23 protein-coding genes are annotated in these 24,381 nt (G+C 72.5%); 16 read left to right on the top strand and 7 right to left on the bottom strand.

Annotated elements, in window-relative coordinates; all coding sequences use genetic code 11:
* Positions 1 to 20: 20 nt before the first annotated feature.
* The 5 genes from ACWGO8_RS02010 (at position 21) to ACWGO8_RS01990 (ending at position 3,778) form a co-directional block, all read left to right on the top strand.
* Positions 21 to 440 (top strand): cytidine deaminase, encoded by a 420-nt coding sequence (locus ACWGO8_RS02010; RefSeq protein ID WP_376956539.1) that lies wholly within the window; start codon positions 21 to 23, stop codon positions 438 to 440.
* Positions 437 to 1,738 carry a thymidine phosphorylase gene (locus tag ACWGO8_RS02005; protein ID WP_452041472.1) on the top strand — a complete coding sequence of 434 codons (1,302 nt, stop codon included), beginning with the start codon at positions 437 to 439 and terminating at the stop codon, positions 1,736 to 1,738. The genes ACWGO8_RS02010 and ACWGO8_RS02005 overlap by 4 nt, the downstream gene beginning before the upstream one ends.
* 109 nt (positions 1,739 to 1,847) lie before the next feature.
* Positions 1,848 to 2,969 (top strand): adenosine deaminase, encoded by a 1,122-nt coding sequence (locus tag ACWGO8_RS02000; protein WP_376956543.1) that lies wholly within the window; start codon positions 1,848 to 1,850, stop codon positions 2,967 to 2,969.
* A gap of 51 nt (positions 2,970 to 3,020) precedes the next feature.
* Positions 3,021 to 3,497: a PTS sugar transporter subunit IIA gene (locus ACWGO8_RS01995; protein ID WP_452041471.1), complete on the top strand. Its 477-nt coding sequence runs from the start codon at positions 3,021 to 3,023 to the stop codon at positions 3,495 to 3,497.
* Entirely contained in the window at positions 3,494 to 3,778 is a 285-nt protein-coding gene (locus tag ACWGO8_RS01990) for a PTS sugar transporter subunit IIB (protein WP_452027772.1), read from the top strand. Before ACWGO8_RS01995 ends, ACWGO8_RS01990 begins: the two co-directional genes overlap by 4 nt.
* A gap of 74 nt (positions 3,779 to 3,852) precedes the next feature.
* On the opposite strand, the gene ACWGO8_RS01985 is transcribed toward ACWGO8_RS01990, so the two are convergent.
* Together ACWGO8_RS01985 and ACWGO8_RS01980 are read right to left on the bottom strand one after the other, a co-directional pair.
* Positions 3,853 to 5,559: a phospho-sugar mutase gene (locus ACWGO8_RS01985; protein ID WP_452041470.1), complete on the bottom strand. Its 1,707-nt coding sequence runs from the start codon at positions 5,557 to 5,559 to the stop codon at positions 3,853 to 3,855.
* 10 nt (positions 5,560 to 5,569) lie between these two features.
* A complete protein-coding gene (locus ACWGO8_RS01980; protein WP_376956551.1) occupies positions 5,570 to 6,397 on the bottom strand; it encodes a purine-nucleoside phosphorylase in 828 nt (275 codons plus the stop codon).
* An 85-nt stretch (positions 6,398 to 6,482) separates the two neighbouring features.
* Here ACWGO8_RS01980 and ACWGO8_RS01975 point away from each other — a divergent pair, with 85 nt between their 5' ends.
* The 3 genes from ACWGO8_RS01975 (at position 6,483) to ACWGO8_RS01965 (ending at position 10,626) form a co-directional block, all read left to right on the top strand.
* The gene (locus ACWGO8_RS01975; RefSeq protein ID WP_452041469.1) at positions 6,483 to 7,913 is read left to right on the top strand and encodes an NAD(P)H-quinone dehydrogenase; all 1,431 of its coding nucleotides are present in this window, start codon (positions 6,483 to 6,485) and stop codon (positions 7,911 to 7,913) included.
* A gap of 46 nt (positions 7,914 to 7,959) precedes the next feature.
* Positions 7,960 to 9,474 carry an APC family permease gene (locus tag ACWGO8_RS01970; RefSeq protein WP_376956555.1) on the top strand — a complete coding sequence of 505 codons (1,515 nt, stop codon included), beginning with the start codon at positions 7,960 to 7,962 and terminating at the stop codon, positions 9,472 to 9,474.
* Positions 9,475 to 9,735: 261 nt separating this feature from the next.
* Entirely contained in the window at positions 9,736 to 10,626 is an 891-nt protein-coding gene (locus ACWGO8_RS01965; RefSeq protein ID WP_452041468.1) for an endonuclease domain-containing protein, read from the top strand.
* A 272-nt stretch (positions 10,627 to 10,898) separates the two neighbouring features.
* Here ACWGO8_RS01965 and ACWGO8_RS01960 read toward each other — a convergent pair whose 3' ends face one another.
* The gene (locus ACWGO8_RS01960; RefSeq protein WP_452041467.1) at positions 10,899 to 12,677 is read right to left on the bottom strand and encodes an acetyl/propionyl/methylcrotonyl-CoA carboxylase subunit alpha; all 1,779 of its coding nucleotides are present in this window, start codon (positions 12,675 to 12,677) and stop codon (positions 10,899 to 10,901) included.
* Between the two features lie 90 nt (positions 12,678 to 12,767).
* Positions 12,768 to 13,406, bottom strand: coding sequence for a Maf family protein (locus ACWGO8_RS01955; protein WP_452041466.1), 639 nt, complete (start codon positions 13,404 to 13,406; stop codon positions 12,768 to 12,770).
* A gap of 46 nt (positions 13,407 to 13,452) precedes the next feature.
* Between ACWGO8_RS01955 and ACWGO8_RS01950 the strand changes: the two genes are divergently transcribed.
* Genes ACWGO8_RS01950 through ACWGO8_RS01935 form a run of 4 tightly spaced genes read left to right on the top strand, consistent with a single transcriptional unit; the run spans position 13,453 to position 17,745 of the window.
* Positions 13,453 to 14,805: a class I SAM-dependent RNA methyltransferase gene (locus ACWGO8_RS01950; protein ID WP_452041465.1), complete on the top strand. Its 1,353-nt coding sequence runs from the start codon at positions 13,453 to 13,455 to the stop codon at positions 14,803 to 14,805.
* Positions 14,806 to 14,826: 21 nt separating this feature from the next.
* Positions 14,827 to 15,513: a response regulator transcription factor gene (locus ACWGO8_RS01945; protein WP_376956564.1), complete on the top strand. Its 687-nt coding sequence runs from the start codon at positions 14,827 to 14,829 to the stop codon at positions 15,511 to 15,513.
* Positions 15,500 to 16,741 (top strand): sensor histidine kinase, encoded by a 1,242-nt coding sequence (locus ACWGO8_RS01940; RefSeq protein ID WP_452041464.1) that lies wholly within the window; start codon positions 15,500 to 15,502, stop codon positions 16,739 to 16,741. Before ACWGO8_RS01945 ends, ACWGO8_RS01940 begins: the two co-directional genes overlap by 14 nt.
* Complete coding sequence (locus ACWGO8_RS01935; protein ID WP_452041463.1) at positions 16,738 to 17,745, top strand: hypothetical protein; 1,008 nt, start codon at positions 16,738 to 16,740, stop codon at positions 17,743 to 17,745. Before ACWGO8_RS01940 ends, ACWGO8_RS01935 begins: the two co-directional genes overlap by 4 nt.
* 355 nt (positions 17,746 to 18,100) lie before the next feature.
* On the opposite strand, the gene ACWGO8_RS01930 is transcribed toward ACWGO8_RS01935, so the two are convergent.
* Entirely contained in the window at positions 18,101 to 18,358 is a 258-nt protein-coding gene (locus ACWGO8_RS01930; protein WP_452041462.1) for an acyl-CoA carboxylase epsilon subunit, read from the bottom strand.
* 8 nt (positions 18,359 to 18,366) lie between these two features.
* The gene (locus ACWGO8_RS01925; protein WP_452041461.1) at positions 18,367 to 19,965 is read right to left on the bottom strand and encodes an acyl-CoA carboxylase subunit beta; all 1,599 of its coding nucleotides are present in this window, start codon (positions 19,963 to 19,965) and stop codon (positions 18,367 to 18,369) included.
* Positions 19,966 to 20,077: 112 nt separating this feature from the next.
* On the opposite strand from ACWGO8_RS01925, the gene ACWGO8_RS01920 reads away from it, so the two are divergent.
* From ACWGO8_RS01920 to ACWGO8_RS01910, 3 genes are all read left to right on the top strand, one after another.
* Positions 20,078 to 20,941: a biotin--[acetyl-CoA-carboxylase] ligase gene (locus tag ACWGO8_RS01920; protein ID WP_452041460.1), complete on the top strand. Its 864-nt coding sequence runs from the start codon at positions 20,078 to 20,080 to the stop codon at positions 20,939 to 20,941.
* 7 nt (positions 20,942 to 20,948) lie between these two features.
* A complete protein-coding gene (locus tag ACWGO8_RS01915; RefSeq protein ID WP_452041459.1) occupies positions 20,949 to 21,512 on the top strand; it encodes a PH domain-containing protein in 564 nt (187 codons plus the stop codon).
* A gap of 144 nt (positions 21,513 to 21,656) precedes the next feature.
* Complete coding sequence (locus ACWGO8_RS01910) at positions 21,657 to 22,496, top strand: DarT ssDNA thymidine ADP-ribosyltransferase family protein (RefSeq protein ID WP_452041458.1); 840 nt, start codon at positions 21,657 to 21,659, stop codon at positions 22,494 to 22,496.
* Here the strand turns inward: ACWGO8_RS01910 and ACWGO8_RS01905 are convergent.
* Positions 22,432 to 23,082, bottom strand: a complete 651-nt coding sequence (locus ACWGO8_RS01905; RefSeq protein ID WP_452041457.1) for a GtrA family protein — start codon at positions 23,080 to 23,082, stop codon at positions 22,432 to 22,434. The two genes, ACWGO8_RS01910 and ACWGO8_RS01905, sit on opposite strands and share 65 nt — an antisense overlap.
* Before the next feature lie 77 nt (positions 23,083 to 23,159).
* Here ACWGO8_RS01905 and ACWGO8_RS01900 point away from each other — a divergent pair, with 77 nt between their 5' ends.
* Entirely contained in the window at positions 23,160 to 24,305 is a 1,146-nt protein-coding gene (locus ACWGO8_RS01900) for a 5-(carboxyamino)imidazole ribonucleotide synthase (RefSeq protein WP_376956582.1), read from the top strand.
* The last annotated feature ends 76 nt before the right edge of the window (positions 24,306 to 24,381 follow it).

Raw genomic sequence — 24,381 nt, 5'->3', positions numbered from 1 at the left:
CCATCCTTGAGGGGAGCACCATGACCGCAACGGATGCGATCGACTGGGAGTCGCTGCGCGAGCGCGCTCGCGAGGCGATGGCGAAGGCGTACGTGCCGTACTCCGAGTTCCCGGTCGGCGCGGCCGCGATCGTCGACGACGGCCGGGTCGTGAGCGGATGCAACGTGGAGAACGCGTCGTACGGCGTCACCCTGTGCGCGGAGTGCTCGCTCGTCTCCGCGCTCGTGATGTCGGGCGGCGGCAAGCTCGTCGCATTTACGTGCGTGGACGGCCACGGCGCCACCCTGATGCCGTGCGGCCGCTGCCGCCAGCTGCTGTACGAGCACTCGGCCGAGGGCATGCTGCTCGAGACCGTCTCGGGCGTGAAGACCATCGACGAGGTGCTGCCCGACGCGTTCGGCCCGCGCCAGCTCGCCGAGTTCAAGGGGGCGGGCGCATGAGCGCGGTGGAGGCGTTCGACGCCGTCGACCTGATCCGGGCCAAGCGCGACGGACGCGAGCTCTCGACCGCGCAGATCGACTGGCTCATCGACGCGTACACGCGCGGCTACGTCGCCGACGAGCAGATGTCGGCGCTGACCATGGCGATCTTCCTGAACGGCATGGCGCGCCGTGAGATCCGCGACATGACCATGGCGATGCTGGCGTCGGGCGAGCGCCTGGACTTCTCGGGCCTCGGCAAGGCGACGACCGACAAGCACTCGACGGGCGGCGTCGGCGACAAGATCACGCTGCCGCTCATGCCGCTCGTGGCCACGTTCGGAGTCGCGGTGCCCCAGCTGTCGGGCCGCGGGCTCGGCCACACCGGCGGCACGCTCGACAAGCTCGAGTCCATCCCCGGCTGGCGCGCCGACCTCACGAACGAGGAGATCTTCGACCAGCTCCGCGACGTCGGCGGCGTCATCTGCGCGGCGGGCGCCGGCCTCGCCCCGGCCGACAAGAAGCTCTACGCGCTGCGCGACATCACCGGCACCGTCGAGGCGATCCCGCTCATCGCGTCATCGATCATGTCGAAGAAGATCGCCGAGGGCACGGGCGCGCTCGTGCTCGACGTGAAGTTCGGCTCCGGCGCGTTCCTGCAGGACATCGAGCGCTCGCGGGAGCTCGCCCGCACCATGGTCGAGCTCGGCGAGGACGCCGGTGTCGCGACCTCCGCCCTCATCACGAACATGAACGTGCCGCTCGGCCTCACCATCGGCAACGCGAACGAGGTGCGCGAGTCGGTCGAGGTGCTCGCCGGCGGCGGGCCCGCCGACGTGCGCGAGCTCACCATCGCGCTCGCCCGCGAGATGCTCACCCTGGCCGGAGTGCACGACGCCGACGTGGAGGCCGCGCTCGACGACGGCCGCGCGATGGACACCTGGAACCGGGCGATCCGCGCCCAGGGCGGCGATCCCGACGCACCGCTGCCGGTGGCGCGCGAGCAGCACGTCGTCACGGCCGACCGCGACGGCGTGCTCGTGGAGCAGGAGGCGCTGCCGTTCGGCATCGCCGCCTGGCGCCTCGGCGCGGGCCGTGCGCGCAAGGAGGACCCGGTGCACCACGCGGCCGGGATCGACCTGCACGCGAAGCCCGGCGACGCGGTGCGGGCCGGGCAGCCGCTCTTCACGCTGTTCGCCGACGAGCCCGCGCGCTTCGCGCGTGCGCTCGAGGCGGTCGAGGGCGCGTACCGCATCGGCGACGAGGGCGAGGCCGTCGAGGACGGCGGCCCGCTCATCGCCGACCGCATCGGGCGCTGACACGTCGGGCCCGCCGTGATCCGACGGCAGGGCACCGGGCCCCGAACGGGCTCGGCGACGCTTCGAGATTGCCGAGACTTCGCGTGAGCCGCACCGCTATCGTTGTCACGTGAACACGATTCCGACGGAGTACCGCCTCGAGGGCGACGGCACGAGCATCCAGTCGCTGCCGAAGATCTCGCTGCACGACCACCTCGACGGCGGGCTGCGTCCGCAGTCCCTGATCGAGCTCGCCGACGAGATCGGACTCGAGGTCCCGGCGCCCGACGCCGAGGCCCTGGGCACGTGGTTCACCGACCAGGCGAACGCCGGGTCGCTCGTCGAGTACCTGAAGACGTTCGACCTCACGACCGCCGTCATGCAGACCCGCACCGGGCTGCAGCGCGTCGCACGCGAGTTCGTGCAGGACCTCGCGGCCGACGGCGTGATCTACGGCGAGATCCGGTGGGCGCCCGAGCAGCACCTCGAGCGGGGCCTGAGCCTCGACGAGGCGGTCGAGGCAGTGCAGTCCGGCATCGAGGAGGGCATCGACGACGTGCGGCACCAGGGGCGGTTCATCCGCGCCGGCCAGCTCGTCACCGCGATGCGCCACGCCGACCGGGGCCTCGAGATCGCGGAGCTCGCCGTACGGCACCGCGAGCGCGGCGTCGTCGGCTTCGACATCGCGGGCGCCGAGGCCGGGTTCCTCCCGAGCCGTCACCGCACGGCCTTCGACTACCTGGCCTCCCAGTTCTTCCCCGTCACCGTGCACGCGGGCGAGGCCGACGGCCTCGACTCCATCCGCAGCGCCCTGTTCGACGGCCGCGCCCTGCGCCTCGGGCACGGCGTGCGCATCGCCGAGGACCTCGCCATCGAGCGCCAGGACGACGAGAACACGTACGTGTCACTCGGCCCGATCGCGCAGTGGGTGCGCGACCGCGAGATCGCGCTCGAGACGAGCCCGTCGTCGAACCTGCAGACCGGCGCGATCGCCGCGTGGGGCGACGAGCTCGTCGACCACCCGTTCGACCTGCTCTACCAGCTCGGCTTCCGCGTGACGGTCAACACCGACAATCGCCTGCAGAGCGGCACGTCGCTCACGCGCGAGCTCTCGTTGCTCGCCGACGCGTTCGGCTACGACCTCGACGACTTCGAGACGTTCCAGCTGAACGCCGCGGCATCCGCGTTCCTCCCGCTCGACGACCGCGAGGAGCTGGCCGAGCGCATCCAGGACGGCTTCGACGAAGCCTGACCGGCGCCCCACGCGGCCTCCCCGGCCCGTCGCGACTCCGATCGGACCCCCATGACCTCCATACCCCCGCTTCCCGACACGGCCGTGGTGCTCGGCGCGCGCGTCGACGACTGGCGCGCCGCGGTGCGCGAGGCCGGCCGTGCCCTCACCCGCTCGGGCGCGACCCGCTCCGAGTACGCCGACCGCATGATCGGCGTGATCGAGGAGTTCGGCGCCTACGTCGTCATCGCGCCCGGCCTCGCGCTCGCGCACGCGCGTCCGGGCTCCGACGTGCGTCGCGAGGGACTCGCGGTCGTGACGCTGGCCGACGCGGTGCCGTTCGGGCACCCGCACAACGACCCCGTGCGGGTCGTGATCGGCCTCGCCGTGTCGAACGCCGAGGACCACGTGGCATCCGTCGCCCAGCTCGCGAACGCGTTCAACGACACGGGCATCGTCGGCCGCCTGGCGCGGGCCACGACCGCCGACGAGGTGCGGGGCCTGCTGGGCGTCGACGCGGCGTCGGCCGAGACGGGCGCCGGCGCATGAGGATCGTCGCCGTCTGCGGTGTCGGCGTCGGCACGTCGGCGATCCTGAAGACCAACGCCGAGCGCGCGCTCGACCGGCTCGGGCTCAGCGCCGACGTCTCGGCGAGCGGCCTCGCCGACATCGCGGCGGCTGCGGCCGACGCGCAGGTGATCCTCACGTCGACCGAGCTCGCCGACGAGGTGCGACGGGCGGTCGGCCGCAGCTACGCCGAGATCGTCGAGGTCGTGAACTACTTCGACGTCGAGGAGATCGGCGAGAAGCTCGAGGCGTCGATCGGCTGAGGCTGACCACATGTTCCGGCGCCTCGACGCTCCGAGGCCGGCGTCCGATCCGCCCGAGGCCCGACCCGCCCGGCTCAGGCCGTGAGCTCCCGCATGCCAGCCTCGAGCGCGGCGACGGCGGCGGATGCTGCGGCGCGCCGCTCCTCGACCGAGCCCTCGGTGCCGACGGCGTCGATGTAGACCTTGAGCTTCGGCTCGGTGCCGCTGGGTCGCACCATGACCCGCGCGCCGCCCTCGAGCACGATGCGCAGCACGTCGGACGGCGGCAGCGCGCCGAACCCGTCGGCGAGGTCCTCGATGCGCTCCACCCGGATGCCGCCCACCGACGACGGCGGCTCGGCCCGGAGGCGCGACATGATGGCGCCGATGCGCGACAGGTCGGTCACGCGGATCGACACCTGCGACGAGTCGAAGCATCCGAACCGCTCGACGAACTCGTCGAGGTGGTCGGCGATGGTGCGTCCCTCGGCCTTGAGGGCGGCGGCGAGCGAGAGGAACGCGACCGCGGCCGAGATGCCGTCCTTGTCGCGCACCGTCTCGGGGTTCACGAGGTAGCCGAGCGCCTCCTCGAAGCCGAACACGAGGTTCGTCGCGCGGGAGATCCACTTGAAGCCGGTGAGCGTCGCCTCGAAGTCGAGGTCGTACGCGTTCGCGACGGCCTCGAGCCCGGGCGACGAGACGATCGAGCACGCCAGCGTGCCGTCGGGGCCGGCGTCGCCGGAGACGTCGGCGGCCCGCCGGGCGGCCTGCCATCCGAGCAGCAGGCCGACCTCGTTGCCCGAGAGGCGGCGGTAGCCGTCGGCTGCGGACGCGTCGGGGATCGCGATCGCGAGGCGGTCGGCGTCGGGGTCGTTCGCGATGATGAGCTCGGCCCCGACCTCGCGGGCCTCGGCGAAGCTGAGGTCCATCGCGCCCGGCTCCTCGGGGTTCGGGAACGCGACGGTCGGGAAGGCCGGGTCGGGGGAGATCTGCGCCGAGACGATGGCCGGCGCGTCGAAGCCCGCGACGGCCAGCACGCGGGCCGCGGTCTCCCAGCCGACGCCGTGCATGGCCGTGTAGACCACCCGAGGCTGTGCGGCGGGCGCGTCAGCGACGAGCGCGGTCTGCCGTACGTACTCGTCCGCGACCTCCTCGGACGCGGTCTCGAACTCGCCGCGGGGGAGGTCGGGCACGGTGGTGCTCGCGGCGACGTGGTGGATCGCCGCGGCGATCTCCGCGTCGGCGGGCGACACGATCTGCGAGCCGCCGTGCTCGCCGCCGAGGTACACCTTGTAGCCGTTGTCGTTCGGCGGGTTGTGCGAGGCGGTGACCATGACCCCGGCCGTGGCGTCGAGGTGGCGCACGGCGAACGCGAGCACGGGCGTCGGCAGCAGCTGCGGCAGGAGGACCGCGCGCACGCCGGCCCCCGCCATGATCTCGGCCGAGTCGCGGGCGAACACGGCGGAGTTCTTGCGACCGTCGTAGCCGATCACGACCGAGGGCGTCTCGCCGGGACGCGCGCGCTCGAGGAGGTAGGCCGCGAGGCCGGCCGCGGCCTGCGACACCAGCACGCGGTTCATGCGGTTGGGACCGGCGGCGATCTCGCCGCGGAGCCCGGCGGTGCCGAACGCGAGGCGGGTGTCGAACCGGTCCGCGAGCTGCTCGGCGGCCGCGGCATCCCCGGCCTTCGCGCCGTCGACGAGGGCGGCGAGCTCCGCCCGGGTCTCGGGGTCGGGGTCCTGGGCGAGCCAGGCCTCGGCGAGGGCGAGACGTTCGGCTCCGGCGGCGTTCGTCTGCGACATCCGATGCCCCCTAGAGCTCGGCGACGATGTCGGCGAGCAGCTTCGAGATCACGGGTTCGGCGGCGCGACCGGCCTCGATGACCTCCTCGTGGCTCAGCGGCGTGAGCTGGATGCCGGCCGCGAGGTTCGTGATGAGCGACATCCCGAGGATCTCCATGCCGGCCTGGCGGGCGGCGATCGCCTCGAGCGCGGTGGACATGCCGACGATGTGGCCGCCGATGGTCTTGGCCATCTGCACCTCGGCCGGCGTCTCGTAGTGCGGGCCGCGGAACTGCACGTAGACGCCCTCGTCGATGCCGGGGGAGACCGAGCGGGCCAGGTTGCGCAGGCGCCGCGAGTACAGGTCGGTGAGGTCGATGAACGTCGCGCCCTCGAGCGGCGAATCGCCCGTGAGGTTGATGTGGTCGCTGATGAGCACGGGCGTGCCGGGCGTCCAGTGGTGCTTGATGCCGCCGGCGCCGTTCGTGAGGATCATGGTCTTCGCACCGGTCGCGGCCGCGGTACGCACCGAGTGCACGACGCGTCGCACGCCGTGGCCCTCGTAGTAGTGCGTGCGCGCGCCGATGACGAGCGCATGCTTGCCGTTCGGCAGCGCGATCGAGCGCAGCGTGCCGACGTGCCCCTCGAGCGCGGGCTTGGAGAAGCCGGGCACCTCGGTGGCGGGGATGGTGTGGGTGGTCTCGCCGATGAGCTCCGCGGCGCGGCCCCAGCCGCTGCCGAGCGTGAGCGCCACGTCGTGGTGCTCCACCCCGGTGAGTTCCGCGATCCGCGCGGCCGCCTCGGCGGCGATGGCGAAGGGGTCGGCGTTGGGATCGTCGAGCGGGTTGGTCTCCTGCATCCCACCACTCTAATGAGGGGCGCGGATGCCGCGTCAGGCCGTGCTCGATTGCTGCGATTTCGCGCGCTACGACAGAATGATGAGCATGGCCTACGAGTTCGAGCGCACGCAACGGATCGCCGTCCTCGGAGGAGGGCCGGGCGGCTACGAGGCCGCGCTGGCCGGCGCGAGGCTCGGGGCGGAGGTCACGCTCATCGAGCGCGCCGGCGTCGGCGGTTCCGCGGTGCTCACCGACGTGGTGCCGTCGAAGTCGCTCATCGCGACCGCCGAGGCGTCGAACGCGGTGAAGGAGGCGGCCGACCTGGGCGTGCAGTTCTACGCCAAGGGCTCGGGCGACAAGGCCGTGAAGCCGAGCGTGGCGATCAACCTCCAGGCGGTGAACAAGCGGCTGCTCGGCCTCGCAGCGCAGCAGTCCGAGGACATGCGGGCGAACCTGCTCGACGCGGGCGTCAACCTCGTGCAGGGCGAGGGACGCCTCGACGGGCCGAACGCCATCATCGTCGCGACCGCAAAGGGCGGCACCGACTTCGACCGGATCGAGGCCGACACGCTCGTCATCTCGGTCGGCGCGACCCCGCGCGTCCTGCCGACCGCGGTCCCCGACGGCGAGCGCATCCTGAACTGGAAGCAGCTCTATGACCTGCCCGAGATCCCCGAGCACCTCATCGTGGTCGGCTCCGGCGTCACGGGCGCCGAGTTCGCCTCGGCGTACCGTGCCCTCGGCGCGAAGGTGACGCTCATCTCCAGCCGCGACCAGGTGTTGCCCGGCGAAGACGCCGACGCGGCTGCGGTGATCGAGAAGGTCTTCAAGCGCAACGGCATGAAGGTCCTGAACAAGTCGCGGGCCGAGTCCGTCGTGCGCGACGGCGACTCGGTGGTCGCCACGCTGACCGACGGGCGCGAGGTGCGCGGCAGCCACTGCCTCATGGCGGTCGGCGCGGTGCCGAACACGTCCGACATCGGTCTCGAGGAGGCGGGCGTCCAGCTCAGCGAGAGCGGCCACATCCGCGTGAACCGGGTGGCGCGGACGTCGATGCCGAACATCTACGCGGCCGGCGACTGCACGACGTTCCCGCCGCTCGCGTCCGTCGCCTCGATGCAGGGACGCACCGCGATCTTCCACGCCATGGGCGACATCGTCGATCCGCCCGAGGAGCGCAACATCACCTCGAACATCTTCACGCAGCCCGAGATCGCGACGGTCGGGTGGACCCAGAAGGCCATCGAGGAGGGCATCGTGCCCGGTGTCGTCTACAAGCTGCCGCTCGCCTCCAACCCGCGCGCGAAGATGATGGGCATCCGCGACGGGTTCGTGAAGCTCTTCGCGTCGAGCGGATCGGGCGCCCTCATCGGCGGCGTCATCGTCGCGCCGAAGGCGTCGGAGCTGGTCCTGCCGCTCGCGCTCGCCGTCGAGCACCGCCTCACGGTCGACCAGTTCGCCGAGGCGTTCCCGGTCTATCCGTCGCTCACCGGGTCGCTGACGGATGCCGCGAGGGCCATGCACGTCGTACGCTGAGACGACGCGGCGTCGCGGGGGTCGACGCCCGAGCTCAGGGGGAGCGATGAACTGGCGCGTGAAATCCGTCGAGGCGTCGATCGCGGACTCGGGCGACGAGGAACGCAGCCTCCGCCGCTCGCTCGGCACATGGGACCTCGCCCTCATGGGCATCGCGGTGGCCGTCGGCGCGGGCATCTTCTCGGTCGGCGCGCAGGCCGCGGCGAACTTCGCCGGCCCGAGCGTGATCGTCTCGTTCGTCCTCGCAGCCGTCACGTGCGGCCTCGCGATCATGTGCTACGCCGAGTTCGCCTCGACGGTGCCGGTGGCGGGCAGCGCGTACACCTTCACGTACGCGACCATGGGCGAGCTCCTCGCCTGGATCATCGGCTGGGACCTCATCCTCGAGATGTTCACGGGCGCGGCGGTGCTCGCGAAGTACTGGGGCGTCTACCTCGGCGAGGCGCTGCTCGCGTTCGGCATCCCGTTCCCGGCCACGATCGAGATCGGCGGCCTGCAGGTGAGCTGGCCGGCCTTCCTCATCGTCGCGCTGTTCACGGCGCTGCTCGTGGCGGGCACGAAGCTCACGTCTCGGGTGGGCGCGGTGTTCACGATCATCAAGGTCCTGATCGTCGTCTTCGTGATCGTCGTCGGCTTCTTCTTCATCAACGCCGCGAACTTCACCCCGTTCATCCCCGAGGCCGTGCCGACCGAGGGCGGGGCATCGGATGCCTGGACGCAGTCGCTGTTCGCCTGGCTGACGGGCGCCGCCCCCGCGCAGTACGGCATCTTCGGCATGCTGTCGGCCGCGTCGCTCGTGTTCTTCGCCTTCATCGGCTTCGACGTCGTGGCGACGAGCGCCGAGGAGGTCCGCGAGCCGCAGAAGCGCCTGCCGCGCGGCATCTTCCTCGGGCTCGCGATCGTCACGGTGCTCTACGTGCTCGTCTCGATCGTGATGACCGGCATGGTGTCGTACACGCAGCTCGCCGCGGAGGAGACGCCGTCGCTCGCCACGGCGTTCCGACTCGTCGGGCAGGACTGGGCGTCGGCGGTCATCTCGCTCGGCGCGATCGCCGGCCTGACGACCGTCATCATGGTGCTGTTGCTGGGGCTCTCGCGCATCGTGTTCGCGCTGAGCCGCGACGGGCTGCTGCCGCGCTGGCTGTCGAAGACGACCGAGCACACGAAGACGCCGGCGCGCATCCAGATCATCGGCGGCACCGTGATCGCGCTCGTGGCGGCGTTCACCGATGTGGGACTCCTCGAGGAGATGATCAACATCGGCACGCTCTCGGCCTTCGTGCTCGTGAGCCTCGGCATCGTCGTGCTGCGCCGCACGCGGCCCGACCTCCCGCGCGGGTTCCGCGTGCCGTGGTCGCCCGTGCTGCCGATCCTCTCGGCCGCGCTGTGCGTCTGGCTCATGCTGAACCTCACGACCCTCACCTGGGTGCGGTTCCTCGTGTGGCTCGCGATCGGAGTCGTGATCTACCTGCTCTACGGCCGGCGCCGCTCGCGGGTCGCGGGCGAGATGGTCAGCGAGGTCGAGCTGCCGTCGCCGCAGGGGGCGCCGCCTATCGGGTGATCGCGCCGGCCCCCCGGCCCCGCCCCCGCTCCGGCCGGCCCCCTCACGCTCGACACCACCCACTTCCGTTTCTCAGGAGATCCGCGGGCGCGAAGCCGCCTCGGACGGCGTGTCGTCCTGAGAAGCGCTGGGTCCGGTGGGGTGCGTCCTGAGAAACGCCGTCGGGTCGAGTCGTCCTCCACAGCGGTGCGGCACGGATGCTCCGCCCACACGTTCCGCGGCCTCCGTCCGTCGCGTCGGGGCTCGGGGCAGGCTCCCGACGTGCCCGACGTGTCCGACCTGCTCGCCCGACTCGGTGGGATCGCCACCCGCGACCAGCTGATCGCCGGTGGGATCCGCGGCGCCGAGATCTCCGTCGCCGTGGCTGCCGGACGGGCGCGACGGATCCGCCGGGCGCATTACGGATCGCCCGGCGCACCCGCCGCCGGCGTCTCGGCGGTCCGGATCGGCGGACGGCTGGGCTGTATCAGCGCGGCGGCGACGCTCGGGATCTGGACGAACGAAGACGGCCGCGTGCACGTCTCATTGCCGGCGAACGCCGCGAGGCTTCGGACGAACCGGGCGCTCGTGGCCAGCGCCGAGTCGCTCACCTCGGACCGCCAGCTCCTCGAGGTCGAACTTCACTGGGTCGATGTCCCCGTCGGCAGCCGCGAGCTCGACGAATCCGCGTGGCGGGTGCCTTTGCGTCGCGCACTCGCACAGATCGCCGTATGCCGGCCGCGCCTCGAGGTGCTCGCAGCGTTCGAATCCGCCGTGAACGCGGGCCACCTGTCACTTGCCGACGCCCAGCGCCTACTGGACGACGCTGCGCCGCAGCGACTCGGTCGGCTGACGCTGAGCGGGCTCGACGGGTCGGGCGCGGAGACCTACCTCGCCGACGAGTTCCGTCGGCTCGGCATCGCCTTCGCGCAGCAGGTGCCGTTCGCACGCGTCGGCTTCGTCGACTTCCTGGTCGAAGGATGCCTCGTCGTGGAAGTCGACGGCTTCGGATTCCACTCCGGTCGAGCCGAGTTCCGCCGCGACCGCGCGCGCGATCGCGTCATGCTGCGCAACGGTTTCCCCACGCTCAGGATCCCCGCGGACGAGGTGCTCGCGGACGCGCCGGGCGCGGCGCTCGAGGTCGTGGCGGCGCTCGCGGCGCTGCGACGCTGAGCGACCGACGCGGCGGGGCATCCGCTCCGCCCACTCGCCGTTCGAGCGGCCGCTCGCTGCGCTCGCGGCCGAGTGGCCGTTCTCAGGACCGATGCCGATGCTGAGACCGAATTCAGGAGAAATCGGGGCCTTCACGGCGCGATCGACCGAATTCTCCTGAGAAAAGCGATAGCGGCGCGATCGACCGAATTCTCCTGAGAAGAGTGGATGGCGGCGCGAGCGCGGCGCGAGCGGGCGCGGGCACGTTCGTCGGGAGTCGTGCCCGGCGCCGGTCAGCTCGGGTCGTTGATCGCGAGCAACAGGTGCCCGCTCGACACCGTGGCGCCCGCCTCGGCGTTGATGAGGCCGATGACGCCGTCCTTGTGGGCGACGATCGGCTGCTCCATCTTCATGGCCTCGAGCACGAGCACGAGGTCGCCCTTGACGACCTTGTCGCCCTCTGCGACGGCGACCTTCACGACGGTCGCCTGCATGGGCGCCTTCACGGCGTCGCCTGCGACGGTGTCCACAGCGTGCGAGACGTTGCGCCGGCGCGGGGCGGGGCCCGCGGTCGCGGTGCCGGCCGACGCCGAGCCGCCGAGCAGCTTCTTCGGGAGCGTCACCTCGATGCGGCGGCCGCCGACCTCGACGACCACGTCGGTGCGCGCGGCGGGACCGGCCGACTCGGCGAGCTCGCCCGACCACGGCTCCAGCTGGTTGTCGTACTCGGTCTCGATCCAGCGCGTGTAGACCGAGAACGGCTCGTCGCCCTCGGGCGCGAACGCGGGGTTGCGCACGATGTCGCGGTGGAACGGCAGCACCGTGGGCAGGCCGGCGACCTCGAACTCGTCCAGCGCGCGGCGGGCGCGCTCGAGCGCGTCCTTGCGGGTGGCGCCGGTGACGATGAGCTTCGCGAGCAGCGAGTCGAACGCGCCCGAGATCTCGTCGCCGCTGGTGACGCCGGAGTCGATGCGGACGCCGGGGCCGCCGGGGAAGCGCAGCTGGTGCACGGGGCCGGGCGCGGGGAGGAAGTTGCGGCCCGGGTCCTCGCCGTTGATGCGGAACTCGATCGAGTGACCGGTCGTCACGGGGTCGGGGTACTCGAGCACGCCGCCCTCGGCGAGGCGGAACTGCTCGCGCACGAGGTCGAGGCCGGTGACCTCCTCGGACACGGGGTGCTCCACCTGCAGGCGGGTGTTCACCTCGAGGAACGAGATCGTGCCGTCCTGGCCGACGAGGAACTCGCAGGTGCCGGCGCCGACGTAGCCGACCTCCTTGAGGATGGCCTTCGAGGCCTCGTACAGCAGGCGGTTCTGCTCCTCGGTGAGGAACGGCGCGGGCGCCTCCTCGACGAGCTTCTGGTGGCGGCGCTGCAGCGAGCAGTCGCGCGTCGAGACGACGACGACGTTGCCGTGCTCGTCGGCGAGGCACTGGGTCTCGACGTGGCGGGGCTTGTCGAGGTACTTCTCGACGAAGCACTCGCCGCGGCCGAACGCCGCGACCGCCTCGCGGGTGGCCGACTCGAAGAGCTCGGGCACCTCCTCGCGCGTGCGGGCGACCTTGAGGCCGCGGCCGCCGCCGCCGAAGGCGGCCTTGATCGCCACGGGCAGGCCGTGCACGTCGACGAACTCGAGCACCTCCGCGGCATCCGCCACCGGATTGAGCGTGCCCGGCGCGAGCGGGGCGCCGACCTTCTCGGCGACGTGGCGGGCAGAGACCTTGTCGCCGAGGCGCTCGATGGCCTCGGGCGACGGCCCGATCCAGATGAGGCCGGCGTCGATGACGGCGCGGGCGAAGTCGGGGTTCTCGGCGAGGAAGCCGTAGCCGGGGTGCACCGCGTCGGCGCCGGAGCGGCGGGCGACCGAGAGGAGCTTGTCGATCACGAGGTACGTCTCGGCGCTCGTCGTGCCGTCGAGCGCGTAGGCCTCGTCGGCGAGCTTCGCGTGACGGGCGTCGCGGTCCTGGTCGGCGTACACGGCGACCGAGCCGATGCCGGCGTCACGGGCGGCGCGGATGACGCGGACGGCGATCTCTCCACGGTTGGCGATGAGGACCTTGGTGATACGCGGCATAATCCTCAAGCCTATTGGGCTGCCTCCGCTCGCCTTTGGATTGCTTCCACAAAAAAGGCCGATGACCCTTGCGGGCGTCGACAATGGTCGTCAGCGGCGATTCCAGAGGGACGGCCAGTCCGCGCCGAGCTCCCGCACCAGGTCGCGCAGCGTCGAGAGCGACAGCCCGACGACCGTCGACGGGTCGCCCTCCACGCGCCGGATGAACGGTCCGCCCAGGCTGTCGATGGTGAACGCGCCCGCGACGAGCAGTGGCTCGCCCGTGGCGATGTAGGCGTCGATCTCGGCCTCGTCGAGCGCCGCGAAGCGGACGGTCGCGACATCCGCCCGCCCGACGGCCCCGTCGGCCCGCCCGCCGCGGTGGTCGATGAGCCAGTGACCCGACCACAGGTCGCCGTGGCTGCCGTTCTGCGCGAGCCAGCGCTCGCGGGCCACCTCGGGCAGGTGCGGCTTGCCGTGGATGGCGCCCCCCGTGAGGAACGCCGAGTCGCCGCCGAGGATGAGGCCGTCGATCGGCTCGCCCTCGTGCTCGCGCCCCACGACGGCCTCGGCCTTCAGCCGCGCGAGCAGCTGCACCATCTCTGGCGCCTCGAGCGGGCCGGATGCCGCCTCCGCCGCAGCGACGGCCGCGGCCTCGTCGACCCCCGGTGCGATCGCGATCGGCTCGATGCCGGCGGCCCGGAGCGTCTGGAGCCGGGCGGGCGACGTCGAGGCGAGGTAGAGGCGCATGTCCCCATCCTGCCGCGCCCGGTGCGCGCTGTGGAATGCTCGGAGCATGGCCGAGTCCCGTCGCCCCCGCCGTCCGAGCCCCCGAGCCCGGGGCGCTCGGCGACCCGCCGCCTCCTCGGCCGCGCCGACCGCGCCGCCCACCGACGGTCCCGTGGTCGAGCTCGACGTCGAGCGGGTGGCGCACGGCGGCGTCTTCGTCGCGCATCACGAGGGCCGCGTCGTGTTCGTGCCCGACGCGATCCCGGGCGAGCGGGTGCGGGCACGCATCACCGACCGCCGCCACGACCGCTTCTGGCGCGCCGAGACGCTCGAGGTGCTCGACGCCTCGCCCGACCGGCAGGAGCACGTCTGGGCCGAGGCCTCCGTCGAGCGCCCGCCCGAGCGGCGCGCCGGGGGAGCGGAGTTCGGCCATATCCGCATCGACCGCCAGCGCGCCCTCAAGGCCGAGGTGCTCGGCGACGCCCTCCGCCGCTTCGGGGGGGTCGAGCACGACGTCGACGTGCGGGAGATCGACCCGGCGCTCGCGCCCGGCGTGTCGGCCGACGGCACCGGCTGGCGCACCCGCGTGCGGCTGCAGGTCGCCGAGGACGGCGCGGTCGGCCCATACGCCGCACGCAGCCACACGGTCGTGCCCGTGGCATCCGTGCCGCTGGCCGTCGCGTCGCTGGGCGAGCTCGCGCCGCTGTCGTCGCACTTCCCGGGCGCGCGCGCCGTCGACCTCGTCGCGCCGAGCGTCGGCGAGCCGGCCCTCGTGGTCCTCGACGCCGAGCGGATGCCCCGGAGCGGCCCGCGCCCGACGATCACCGAGCGGGTCGGCGACCGCACCTTCGTCCTCGATCGCGACGGGTTCTGGCAGGTGCACCGCGGCGCAGCGGCCACGCTCACGCGAGCGGTGCAGGACGCCGTCGACCCGGCGCTGTTCGACCCCCGGGCGGCGAACCTCGACCTCTACGGCGGCGTCGGGCTGCTCGCGGCGGCCGTGGGCGACCGCTTCGGCGATGCGGTGCGCATCACCACCGTCGAGGCCGATGCTCGCGCCACCGAGCACGCCGGCGCCAACTTGGCCGAGTGGGTCGGCTCGCGGGCCGTCACGGCGCGCGTCGACCGCTTCCTCGACGACCTCGCGGATGCCGCGACCGCCCCCGAGCTCGCACGGCTCCGGGACGCGACCGTCGTGCTCGACCCGCCGCGCTCGGGGGCGAGTCGGGCCGTCGTCGACCGCCTCGCCGAGCTGCGGCCGCGCCAGCTCGTCTACGTCGCCTGCGACCCCGTCGCGCTCGCGCGCGACGTCGGGCTGCTGCGGGAGCGCGGGTACGGGCTCGACGAGGTGGTCGCGTTCGACCTCTTCCCGAACACGCATCACGTCGAAGCCGTCGCGAGGCTGACCGCTATCGTGTGAATGTCGGGAAAGGGGGACGGCGTGACGGATGCACCGAAGCTCGACACGGCCGCCACGGTCGCCATCGTCGACGACCACGAGGCGGTGCGCCTCGGACTCCGCGCGGCCTGCCGCGACGCCGGCTACGAGGTCGTGGCCGAGACCTCGAACGTGCCCGAGCTGCTCGCGGCGCTCGACGGGCACTCCTGCGACGTGGTCGTGCTCGACCTCTCGCTCGGCGACGGTTCGTCGGTCACCGAGAACGTGCGCGCGGTGCTCCAGACCGGCAGCGCCGTGCTCGTGCACAGCATCGCCGACCGCGTCGCCGCGGTGCGGGAGGCGCTCGCCGCCGGAGCCGCGGGCGTCATCCCGAAGGCCTCGCCCATGTCGACCGTGATCTCCGCGATCGCGACCGTCGCGCGTGGCGAGGTGCTCAACAACGTGGAGTGGGCGAGCGCGATCGAGGCCGACCGCGACTTCGCCAAGGCCCAGCTCGGACGGCGCGAACGCGACGTGCTGCACCTCTACGCGTCGGGGCTGCCGCTGAAGCTCGTGGCGATGCAGCTGGGCATCGCGCACTCCACCGCGCGCGAGTACCTCGATCGGATCCGCGCCAAGTACGTCGAGGTCGGACGCCCCGCGCCCACGAAGGTCGACCTGCTGCGCCGCGCGGTCGAGGACGGCATCCTGCCGGGCCTCGACGTCGAAGGCGGGGATGCCCGCCGCTGAGTGGCGGGTCGCGCGACTCGCGACGCGCCGTCGGACCGCGGTCACCAGGGCGCAGGTCGAGACGATCTCGGGCCGTGCGCTCGGCCTCTTCGGCCTGGTGTTCGGCGCGCAGACGGTGCCGATGGCGCTCGAGCAGTCGGCCGCGCTCATCGAGGGCGCGGGCGCCGCGCTCATGGCGGTGCTCTACGGGTCGCTCGTCGCGGTCGCCGTCGCCTCGATCGCGAAGCTCGCCGTGCGCGGTGCGGCCTTCGCGTTCGCGGCCCTGTACGTGCTCGCCCTGCTCGCCTGGCCGTTCCTCGTGACCGATCCCGCGGTCCTCGCCGGCCAGACGCCATGGCTCTACTACATCTGCACGGTCGCCACGACGGCCGCCGTGGTCGCCCTGCCGGCCCCGGTCGCGACGGTCTACACGCTCATCGTGCCGATGATCTACGGCGTCATCCGCCTGTTGCCGGCGGGCGGCGAGGCGGACCCGCTCCTCGCGGTGCTCGACGCGATGTACGCGATCATCCTCGGCGTCGTGGTGCTCATCATCGTGGTCATGCTGCGCCAGGCCGCGGAGTCCGTCGACACGGCGCAGGAGGCGGCGCTCCAGCGGTACGACCTCGCCGCGCGCCAGCACGCGACCGAGAACGAGCGCGTGAAGGTCGACGCGCTCGTGCACGACAGCGTGCTCACCACCCTCCTGTCGGCGGCGGCCGCCGACTCGCCCGAGGAGCAGGACCTCGCCGCGCGGATGGCCCGCGACGCGGTGAAGCGCCTCGACGAGGCGGGTGCCGCAGGGCCGCGAGCGCTCGACAGCGTGGGGCTGCCCGTGCTGGTGCGACGGCTGCGCGCGGCGCTCACCACGTTCTCGGCGCCGTTCACGGTGCGCGTCGTCAACGCCGGCGGGGTCGAGCTTCCTGTCGAGGCGGTGGAGGCGCTCTACTCCGCGACGGTCCAGGCGATGGTGAACAGCATGCAGCACGCCGACGAGCCCGGGCGCAGCACGCGGCGCGAGCTGCGCATCCGCGGGGTGCGCCTCGGGGGCGCCGTCATCGAGGTGGCCGACAACGGCGTCGGCTTCGAGCGCGGCGAGGTGCCCGACGAGCGCCTCGGCCTGCGGGTCTCCATCGAGGAGCGCATGGCGAACGCCGGGGGTGCGGCGGAGATCGCCTCCCGCCCGGGCCAGGGGACGCTCGTCACGGTGTCGTGGCCGGCCGACGACGACGAGGCGGACGACGCATGATCACCGTCCCCCGCTGGCTGCTGCTCGTGCTCGGCGCGATGTTCTCGGCGTACCACGTGATCCTCGGCATCTACTCGCTCAACGTGCCGGCCTCGCCGTGGCCCGCCATCGTCGCCCTCGTGCTGTACACGGTGGCGACCATCGCGAGCCTGTGGCCCGTGCAGCGGATCCGGATGCCCGACTGGCTCGCCGCGTTCGACCTGGCGGTCTGCATCGTGCTTCCGCTGCTCGTCACGAGCCAGCTCGACGCGAACGCGCAGAACGGCTACGCCACCTGGTACGTCGCGGCCGTCGGCACCCTGATGACGATCGCCGCGGCGCGCCGGCAGCTCGCGGCGGCCTGGCTCGGCGTCATCGCGCTCGCGGTGCAGAGCGTCGTCTGGGACGGCGTGCTCTCGCTCGGCACGCTCGGCGTCATCGGCAGCATCGTGTGGGTGGGGATCGCGCACATGCTGACCGCGGCGCTCACGACCGCGGCCCGCGAGACCCGCCGCTATGCGCAGGCCGAGCGCGAGGCCGCCGCCTGGCAGGCCGCCCAGGACGCGCACCTGTTCGAGGGCCGCATGCGCCTCGCGCAGACCAACCGCATCGCGGCGCCCATGCTCCGCCGCATCGGCGACCGCGAGGGACGCCTCACCGACGACCAGCGGCGCGAGTGCCGCATGCTCGAGGCCGCGATCCGCGACGAGATCCGCGGTCGGATGCTGCTGACCGACGCCGTCCGCGCCGAAGTGCAGCGGGCGCGCGAGCGCGGGACGGTCGTGACCCTGCTCGACGAGGGCGGCATCGACGACCTCGACGAGCCGACCCGCGACCGCGTGCTCTCGCGTCTGGCGGAGGCCGTCGCGGGGTCGAGCGCGGATCGCATCATCGCGCGCACGGCGGCAGAGGGCTCGGCCGTGGCGGTCACGGTCGTGGGCCTGCGCGAGCCCGAGGGCGTCCTGCCGTCGGACAGCACGGACGACCTGGAGGTCGAGTTCTGGCTGGAGATCCCGCGCACCTGAGTCGCGCACGCACGCGATCGGCGCGGACACGGTGGATCGGCCCCGGACATGAAGGTGGGGGCCGGTCAGCGACCGGCCCCCATCAAGCCCGAGCCACGGCGACAACCCGAATATCGCCCTGACTCGCCCCCAACGGTCACCGGTTACCCGACCGGTGACGGTGGCGACTCCACAGGGGAGCCTGCGAGAACAATACTGGCGCACTCCGGGCGGATCGCAAAGTCATCATTTGTGAGGACACGGCGACGTTCGGGGGACAAGCGAGGGGCTCAGCGCTCTCGTTCGTCCGGAATTCCGCTGATGGAGGGGGCACACCGTCCCCCGACGCATCTCGCGAAACGGGGGACATCCGGATTCAGGCGCGGGAGCGCGCCCAGTTGCCGGGTCCGACGGCGAGCGGCGCGCGCATCGCAGCGCTCGATCGGACCCAGCGATCGCGCCCGGTCTCCTCGGCGGCGGCTTCCGGGACGCCCTCGTCGAGCGCCGCCAGGAGGACGGCGGTGACTGCGGCGGCCTCCTCGTCGGTCACGTCACGCGTGACGAAGCGGAGGGCCGCGGCGCGCTCGTCGCCCTCGGCTGCGCCGGCACCGCCGGCCGTGTAGTCGTCGACCATGGCTCCCCCTAGAGCGGGATGTTCCCGTGCTTCTTCGGCGGCAGGCTCGCGCGCTTGGTGCGCAGCGTGCGCAGCGCCTTCACGATCGCGACGCGGGTCGCCGCGGGCTCGATGACGCCGTCCAGCTCGCCGCGCTCGGCCGCGAGGAACGGCGACGCCACGTTGTAGGTGTACTCGTTGGCGAGCTGCGTGCGCACGGCGGCGACGTCCTCGCCGGCCTCCTCGGCCCGCTTGATCTCCGCACGGTAGAGGATGTTGACGGCGCCCTGCCCGCCCATGACGGCGATCTCGGCGGTCGGCCACGCGAGGTTGATGTCGGCGCCGAGCTGCTTCGAGCCCATGACGATGTACGCGCCGCCGTAGGCCTTGCGCGTGATCACGGTCACGAGCGGGACGGTCGCCTCGGCGTAGGCGTAGAGCAGCTTCGCGCCGCGTCGGATGACGCCGGTCCACTCCTGGTCGGTGCCCGGCAGGTAGCCCGGCACGTCGACGAGCGTGAGGATCGGGATCGAGAACGCGTCGCAGAACCGCACGAAGCGCGACGCCTTCTCGCCCGCGGCGATGTTCAGCGTGCCCGCCATCTGGCTCGGCTGGTTCGCGATGATGCCGACCGAGCGGCCCTCGATGCGGGCGAACCCGATGAGCACGTTGGGCGCGTAGAGCGGCTGCACTTCGAGGAAGTCCGCGTGGTCGACGATGCCCTCGATGATCGAGTGCATGTCGTACGGCTGGTTCGGCGAGTCGGGGATGATCGTGTTCAGCCGACGGTCGTCGTCGGTGATCTCGAGTTCGACCTCGGCGTCGTAGACCGGGGCATCCGTCATGTTGTTGTCGGGCAGGAACGAGACCAGCGTGCGCGCGTAGTCGAGCGCGTCGGACTCGTCGCTCGCGAGGTAGTGCGCGACGCCCGAGACGGTGTTGTGGGTGAGCGCACCGCCGAGCTCCTCCATGCCGACGTCCTCGCCGGTGACGGTCTTGATCACGTCGGGGCCGGTCACGAACATCTGGCTCGTCTTGTCGACCATGATGACGAAGTCAGTGAGCGCGGGGGAGTAGACCGCGCCGCCCGCCGCCGGGCCGCAGACGATCGAGATCTGGGGGATGACGCCCGAGGCGGCGGTGTTGCGGCGGAAGATCTCGCCGTACTTGCCGAGGGCGACCACGCCCTCCTGGATGCGCGCGCCGCCGGAGTCGAGGATGCCGATGATCGGCACGCCGAGCTTCAGCGCGAGCTCCATGACCTTGATGATCTTCTCGCCCGCGACCTCGCCCAGCGAGCCGCCGAAGATCGTGAAGTCCTGCGAGTACACCGCCACCTGCCGGCCGTGGATCGTGCCGGTGCCGGTCACGACCGCGTCGCCGTAGGGGCGCTTGGCGTCCATGCCGAACGCGTGCGTGCGGTGACGCACGAACTCGTCGAGCTCGACGAACGAGCCGGGGTCGAGCAGCTCGGCGATGCGCTCGCGCGCGGTCATCTTGCCCTTGGCGTGCTGCTTCTCGATGGCCGCCTCGCCCGACGCGGTCACGGCTTCGTGATAGCGCTGCTTGAGGTCGGCGAGCTTGCCGGCGGTCGTGAAGAGGTCGGGGCCGTCAGTCGCTTCGGTCACGCCGTTCACTCTACCGGCGAGCATCCCGGGCACTTCGTTGACGGATTCCTACAAATCCTCCCGCCGACCTCGTGCATTCCCGTGACGTGCCCACCTGCGGGAGGATGTCGGCATGGACCTTCCCCTGAGCCGCGCGGCGGTTCCGCGCCTCGAGTTCCTCGCCACCGCCGGGTCGACGAACGACGAGCTGCGCACGGCCGCGACCGGGGCGGATGCCGCGGCCTGGCCGCACGGCGCCGTCATCGTGACCGACGACCAGACGAGCGGCCGCGGCCGCCTCGGACGCACCTGGTCGGCACCGACGGGCAAGACGCTCGCGATCTCGGTGCTCCTGCGCCCCGAGCTGCCGGGCGGCGCGCCGTTCCCGTCCGAGGGCTACGGCTGGATCCCGCTCATCGCGGGGGCCGCGATGACCGAGGCCGTGCGCCGGGCCGTCGAGGGCGCGGCATCCGCTCGCGCCGAGGACGCCGAGGAGGACGACGGCTCGGGCGGCGTCGAGGTGGAGCTCAAGTGGCCCAACGACGTGCTCGTGTCGGGCTACAAGGTGTGCGGCATCCTCTCGGAACTGCTGCCCCCTTCGACGGGCTCAGGGACCCCAGCCGTCGTCGTGGGCGCCGGCCTCAACCTCACGCTCGACGAGCACGACCTGCCCACGCTGACGTCGACGTCGCTCCTGCTCGTCACGGGCGTGCAGCCCGACGCCGACCGCGTGCTGGCCGACTACCTGGGCACGTTCCTGTCGCTCGTGCGCGCGTTCGCCGAGCACGGCGCGGATGCCGCGGCGAGCGGCATCGCCGACCGGGTCAGCTCGCTCTGCGGCACGCTCGGCGCCGAGGTGCGCGTCGAGCTGCCGGGCGGACACGAGCTGCTCGGCGTGGCCGAGCGGCTCGACGCCGACGGCCGACTGCTGGTGCGCGACCGGAATGGGGAGGCGCAGGCTGTCGCCGCCGGGGACGTCACGCACCTGAGGTATTAATGGGCGTATGAGCTCCGCCGCGAGCCAGGCTGCCGCCCAGCCTGCAGCATCCGTCGAGCGCGTGGTCGCACGCGTCCGCCGGCACGCGCGGATCCTCATCCTGCCGGTGCTCCTGCTCGTGGCGACCGCCGGCGCGGCGACGTACCTGCTTCTCACCCTCCCCGAGGTGTGGCAGCTCATCGCCGTCGGGGTGGTCGCGCTCCTCGTCGTGGTCCTGGGCTGCCTGCTCCCGTTCGTCTCCTGGCTCGCACGCCGCACGACCATCACGACGCGGCGCATCATCCTGCGCAGCGGGGTCTTCGCGCGCGTGCGGCAGGAGCTACTGCACAGCCGCGGGTACGACGTGACCGTGCGGCGCACGTGGCTGCAGAGCGCGTTCGGCTCGGGCGACGTGCGCGTGAACACCGGCCACGAGCGCCCGTTCGTCATCCGCGACGTGCCGAAGCCGTTCCAGGTGCAGGCGGCCCTCGACGAGCTCATGGAGGCCGCGCACAGCCTCGTCGCGGACCGCCGGCGTGCCGAGCAGTCCACGCTGTTCGACGGCGACACGATCGCCTGGGGCGGCCGCTGAGGCGTCGCCGCCTCGATGCGGGCATCGCGCGGGCCGAGCGCGGTCGTGCGTCCTGCGCGGTGCCGCGGCATCCGCTGGGAGGCGTAACGTAGACAGGTGGTTCCGCGCGCCCCCGAGCGCGGGACGCGCGATGAAGGGTTCCACGTGGCCGACGAATGCATCCATGGTTTCGACGACGGCCTCTGCGCCATCTGCTTCCCGCCGAAGGAGCCCGAGCCGAGACCGGTCGCGAAGGCGGCGCCTCGAGCACGCGGGGCCGGGACGCGCTCGGCGCGTCCGGTCGCCCGGGTCGCCGGGGCCTCGCGTGCGGCGACGTCGCTCATGGACGCCCCCGTCGACCCGAAGACCGTGCGCATCTACCACGTGACGCACGTGGAGAACCTCGCCCCGATCCTCGGCTCGGGCGCCGTGCTGGCGGATGACGCCGGCGCGACCCCCGTCGTCGACCTCGCGGCACCCGACGCCCGGGAGTTCCGGCGCTCGGCCGCCGTCGAGGGCGTCGACGCCGTCGTCGCCGACTACGTCCCGTTCCTGCTCTCCACCGACGCGCACGTCTGGAACGCCATCCGCACCGGCACGCCCGACCCGCGGCTCTCGGCCGAGGCGGTGCAACGGCCCCCGGCCGACCACGTGATCCTCGTGAGCTCGGTCGCGTCCGCCGTCGGCGCGCGCACCGAGACCGCGGGCACCGTGGTCGTCACCGACGCGGATGCCGCGACGGGCGGCGTCGGCTCGGCGTCGGCCTGGCCCGACGTGCTCCGCATGCTGCAGCGGCTCCACCGCGAGGACGACGGCGCCCGGCTGCGCTCGGCGGAGTTCCTCGTGCGCGAGCTGCTCCCGCTCGAGCGCGTGCTGCTCATCGCCGTGGGCAACGACCGCGTCCGCGACCGCGTGCGTTCGGCGCTCGACGCGGTCGGCGTCAGGACCCGGGTGGCGGTGTACCCGCCGTGGTTCCAGCCGACGGTCGAGGAGCCGGAGGCGTAGCCGCGGCATCCGTCGACCGCTCGTCGTCGTCGGGCACGATCGCCGCGCGCTCCTCGGGCGGCGTCGGCTCCTCGAAGAGGGTGCGCTGCGCCTCCTCGACGCGCTCGAGGTTCGAGAGGCCGTCGGCGCGGTGGTGGCCGAACACCCAGTAGCGGTAGAGCAGGAAGCGGAACGCCGTGCCGAGCGCGAGCCCGATCACGTTCGACGAGACGTTGTCGGCGAAGAGGCTCGTGTAGCCGAGCACGTGGTGGCTGATCCAGAGGCAGCCGAGCGCGATGAGCATCCCGCCGACGGAGACGATCGCGTACTCCACGAACTCGCGCACGTAGTTGCGGCGGCGATGGCGGCGGAAGGTCCAGTACCGGTTGCCGAGCCAGTTGAAGATGATCGCGACGCTCGTCGAGATGGTCTTCGCGCCGATCGCCGACTGCGCCCAGTGGTCGTCGCCGAACACGCCGAGGCGCAGGAGGTTGAACAGCACCACGTCGATGACCAGGCCGATGAGCCCCACCACGCCGAACTTCACGAGGTACGCCAGCAGGCCGTGCCACAGGCGGGCGAACGCGCTGCCGACGGTGGTGGTCACCGGCACATCCTATGCCGTCGGGGTCGGCCTAGACTGAACGGGGCGTCCCATCGGGGCGTCGTCTCGGCCGACGGCGAATGGAGTGTGCACGAGTGCGGGTCGGAGTGATCGGCGGCGGGCAGCTCGCCCGGATGATGATTCCCGCGGCGATCGAACTCGGCGTCGAGTTGCGCGTGCTGGCCGAGGCGGAGGGCATGTCCGCGGCGCTCGCGGCCGACCGCGTGGGCGACTACACCGACGCGGAGACCGTGCTCGCGTTCGCGCGCGACGTCGACGTCGTGACGTTCGACCACGAGCACGTGCCGCAGGACGTGCTGCGCCTGCTCGTCGACGAGGGCATCCCCGTGCACCCCGGCCCCGACGCGCTCCGCTTCGCGCAGGACAAGCTCCTCATGCGAGAGCGGCTCTCCGAGCTCGGCCTTCCCGTGCCCGACTGGGCCCGCGTCACGACGACGGGCGAGCTCGACGACTTCATCGCCGACCACGGCGGCTCCGCGGTCGTGAAGACGCCGCGCGGCGGCTACGACGGCAAGGGCGTGCGCGTGGTGCGCTCGGCCGCGGAGGTCGCCGAGTGGTTCGCCACCGTCGCCGAGGACGGCCGCGGGGGCGCCCTGCTCGCCGAGGAGCTCGTCGACTTCCGCCGCGAGCTCGCGCAGCTCGTGGCCCGCCGCCCGTCGGGCGAGGTCGCGGCCTGGCCGCTCGTCGAGACCGTGCAGGTCGGCGGGGTCTGCAGCGAGGTCATCGCGCCCGCGCCCCGCTCGGCCGGCCGCCTCGCCGACGTCGCCGCCGACGTGGCCATCACCATCGCCGAGGGCGTCGGCGTCACGGGCGTGCTCGCCGTGGAGCTCTTCGAGACGACCGACGACCGCGTGCTCGTGAACGAGCTCGCCATGCGCCCGCACAACAGCGGGCACTGGTCGATGGACGGCTCGACGACCGGGCAGTTCGAGCAGCACCTCCGCGCCGTCCTCGACCTGCCGCTCGGCGGCACGGGCAGCCACGAGGCGTGGAGCGTCATGGTGAACGTGCTCGGCGGCCCCGCCGAGGGCTCGCTCGCCGACCGCTACGCGGAGGCGCTGGCGGGGCATCCGACCGTGAAGCTGCACAACTACGGCAAGGCGCCACGGCCCGGCCGCAAGGTCGGCCACGTCACGGCGATCGGGGCCGACCTCGACGACGTCGTGTACGAGGCGCGCGCGGCGGCCGCCGTCTTCCAGGACTGACGGTTCCGGGGGACGCCGTCGCGGCACTGCGCGCCCTCCGGGCATCTCACAGCACCTCGCCTTAGGATTCTCGGGT

The sequence above is a fragment of the Agromyces sp. NPDC055661 genome, assembly GCF_053618135.1.
The sequence above is the reverse complement of the archived record's forward strand: the minus strand, read 5'-3'. Positions and strand labels throughout refer to the sequence as shown.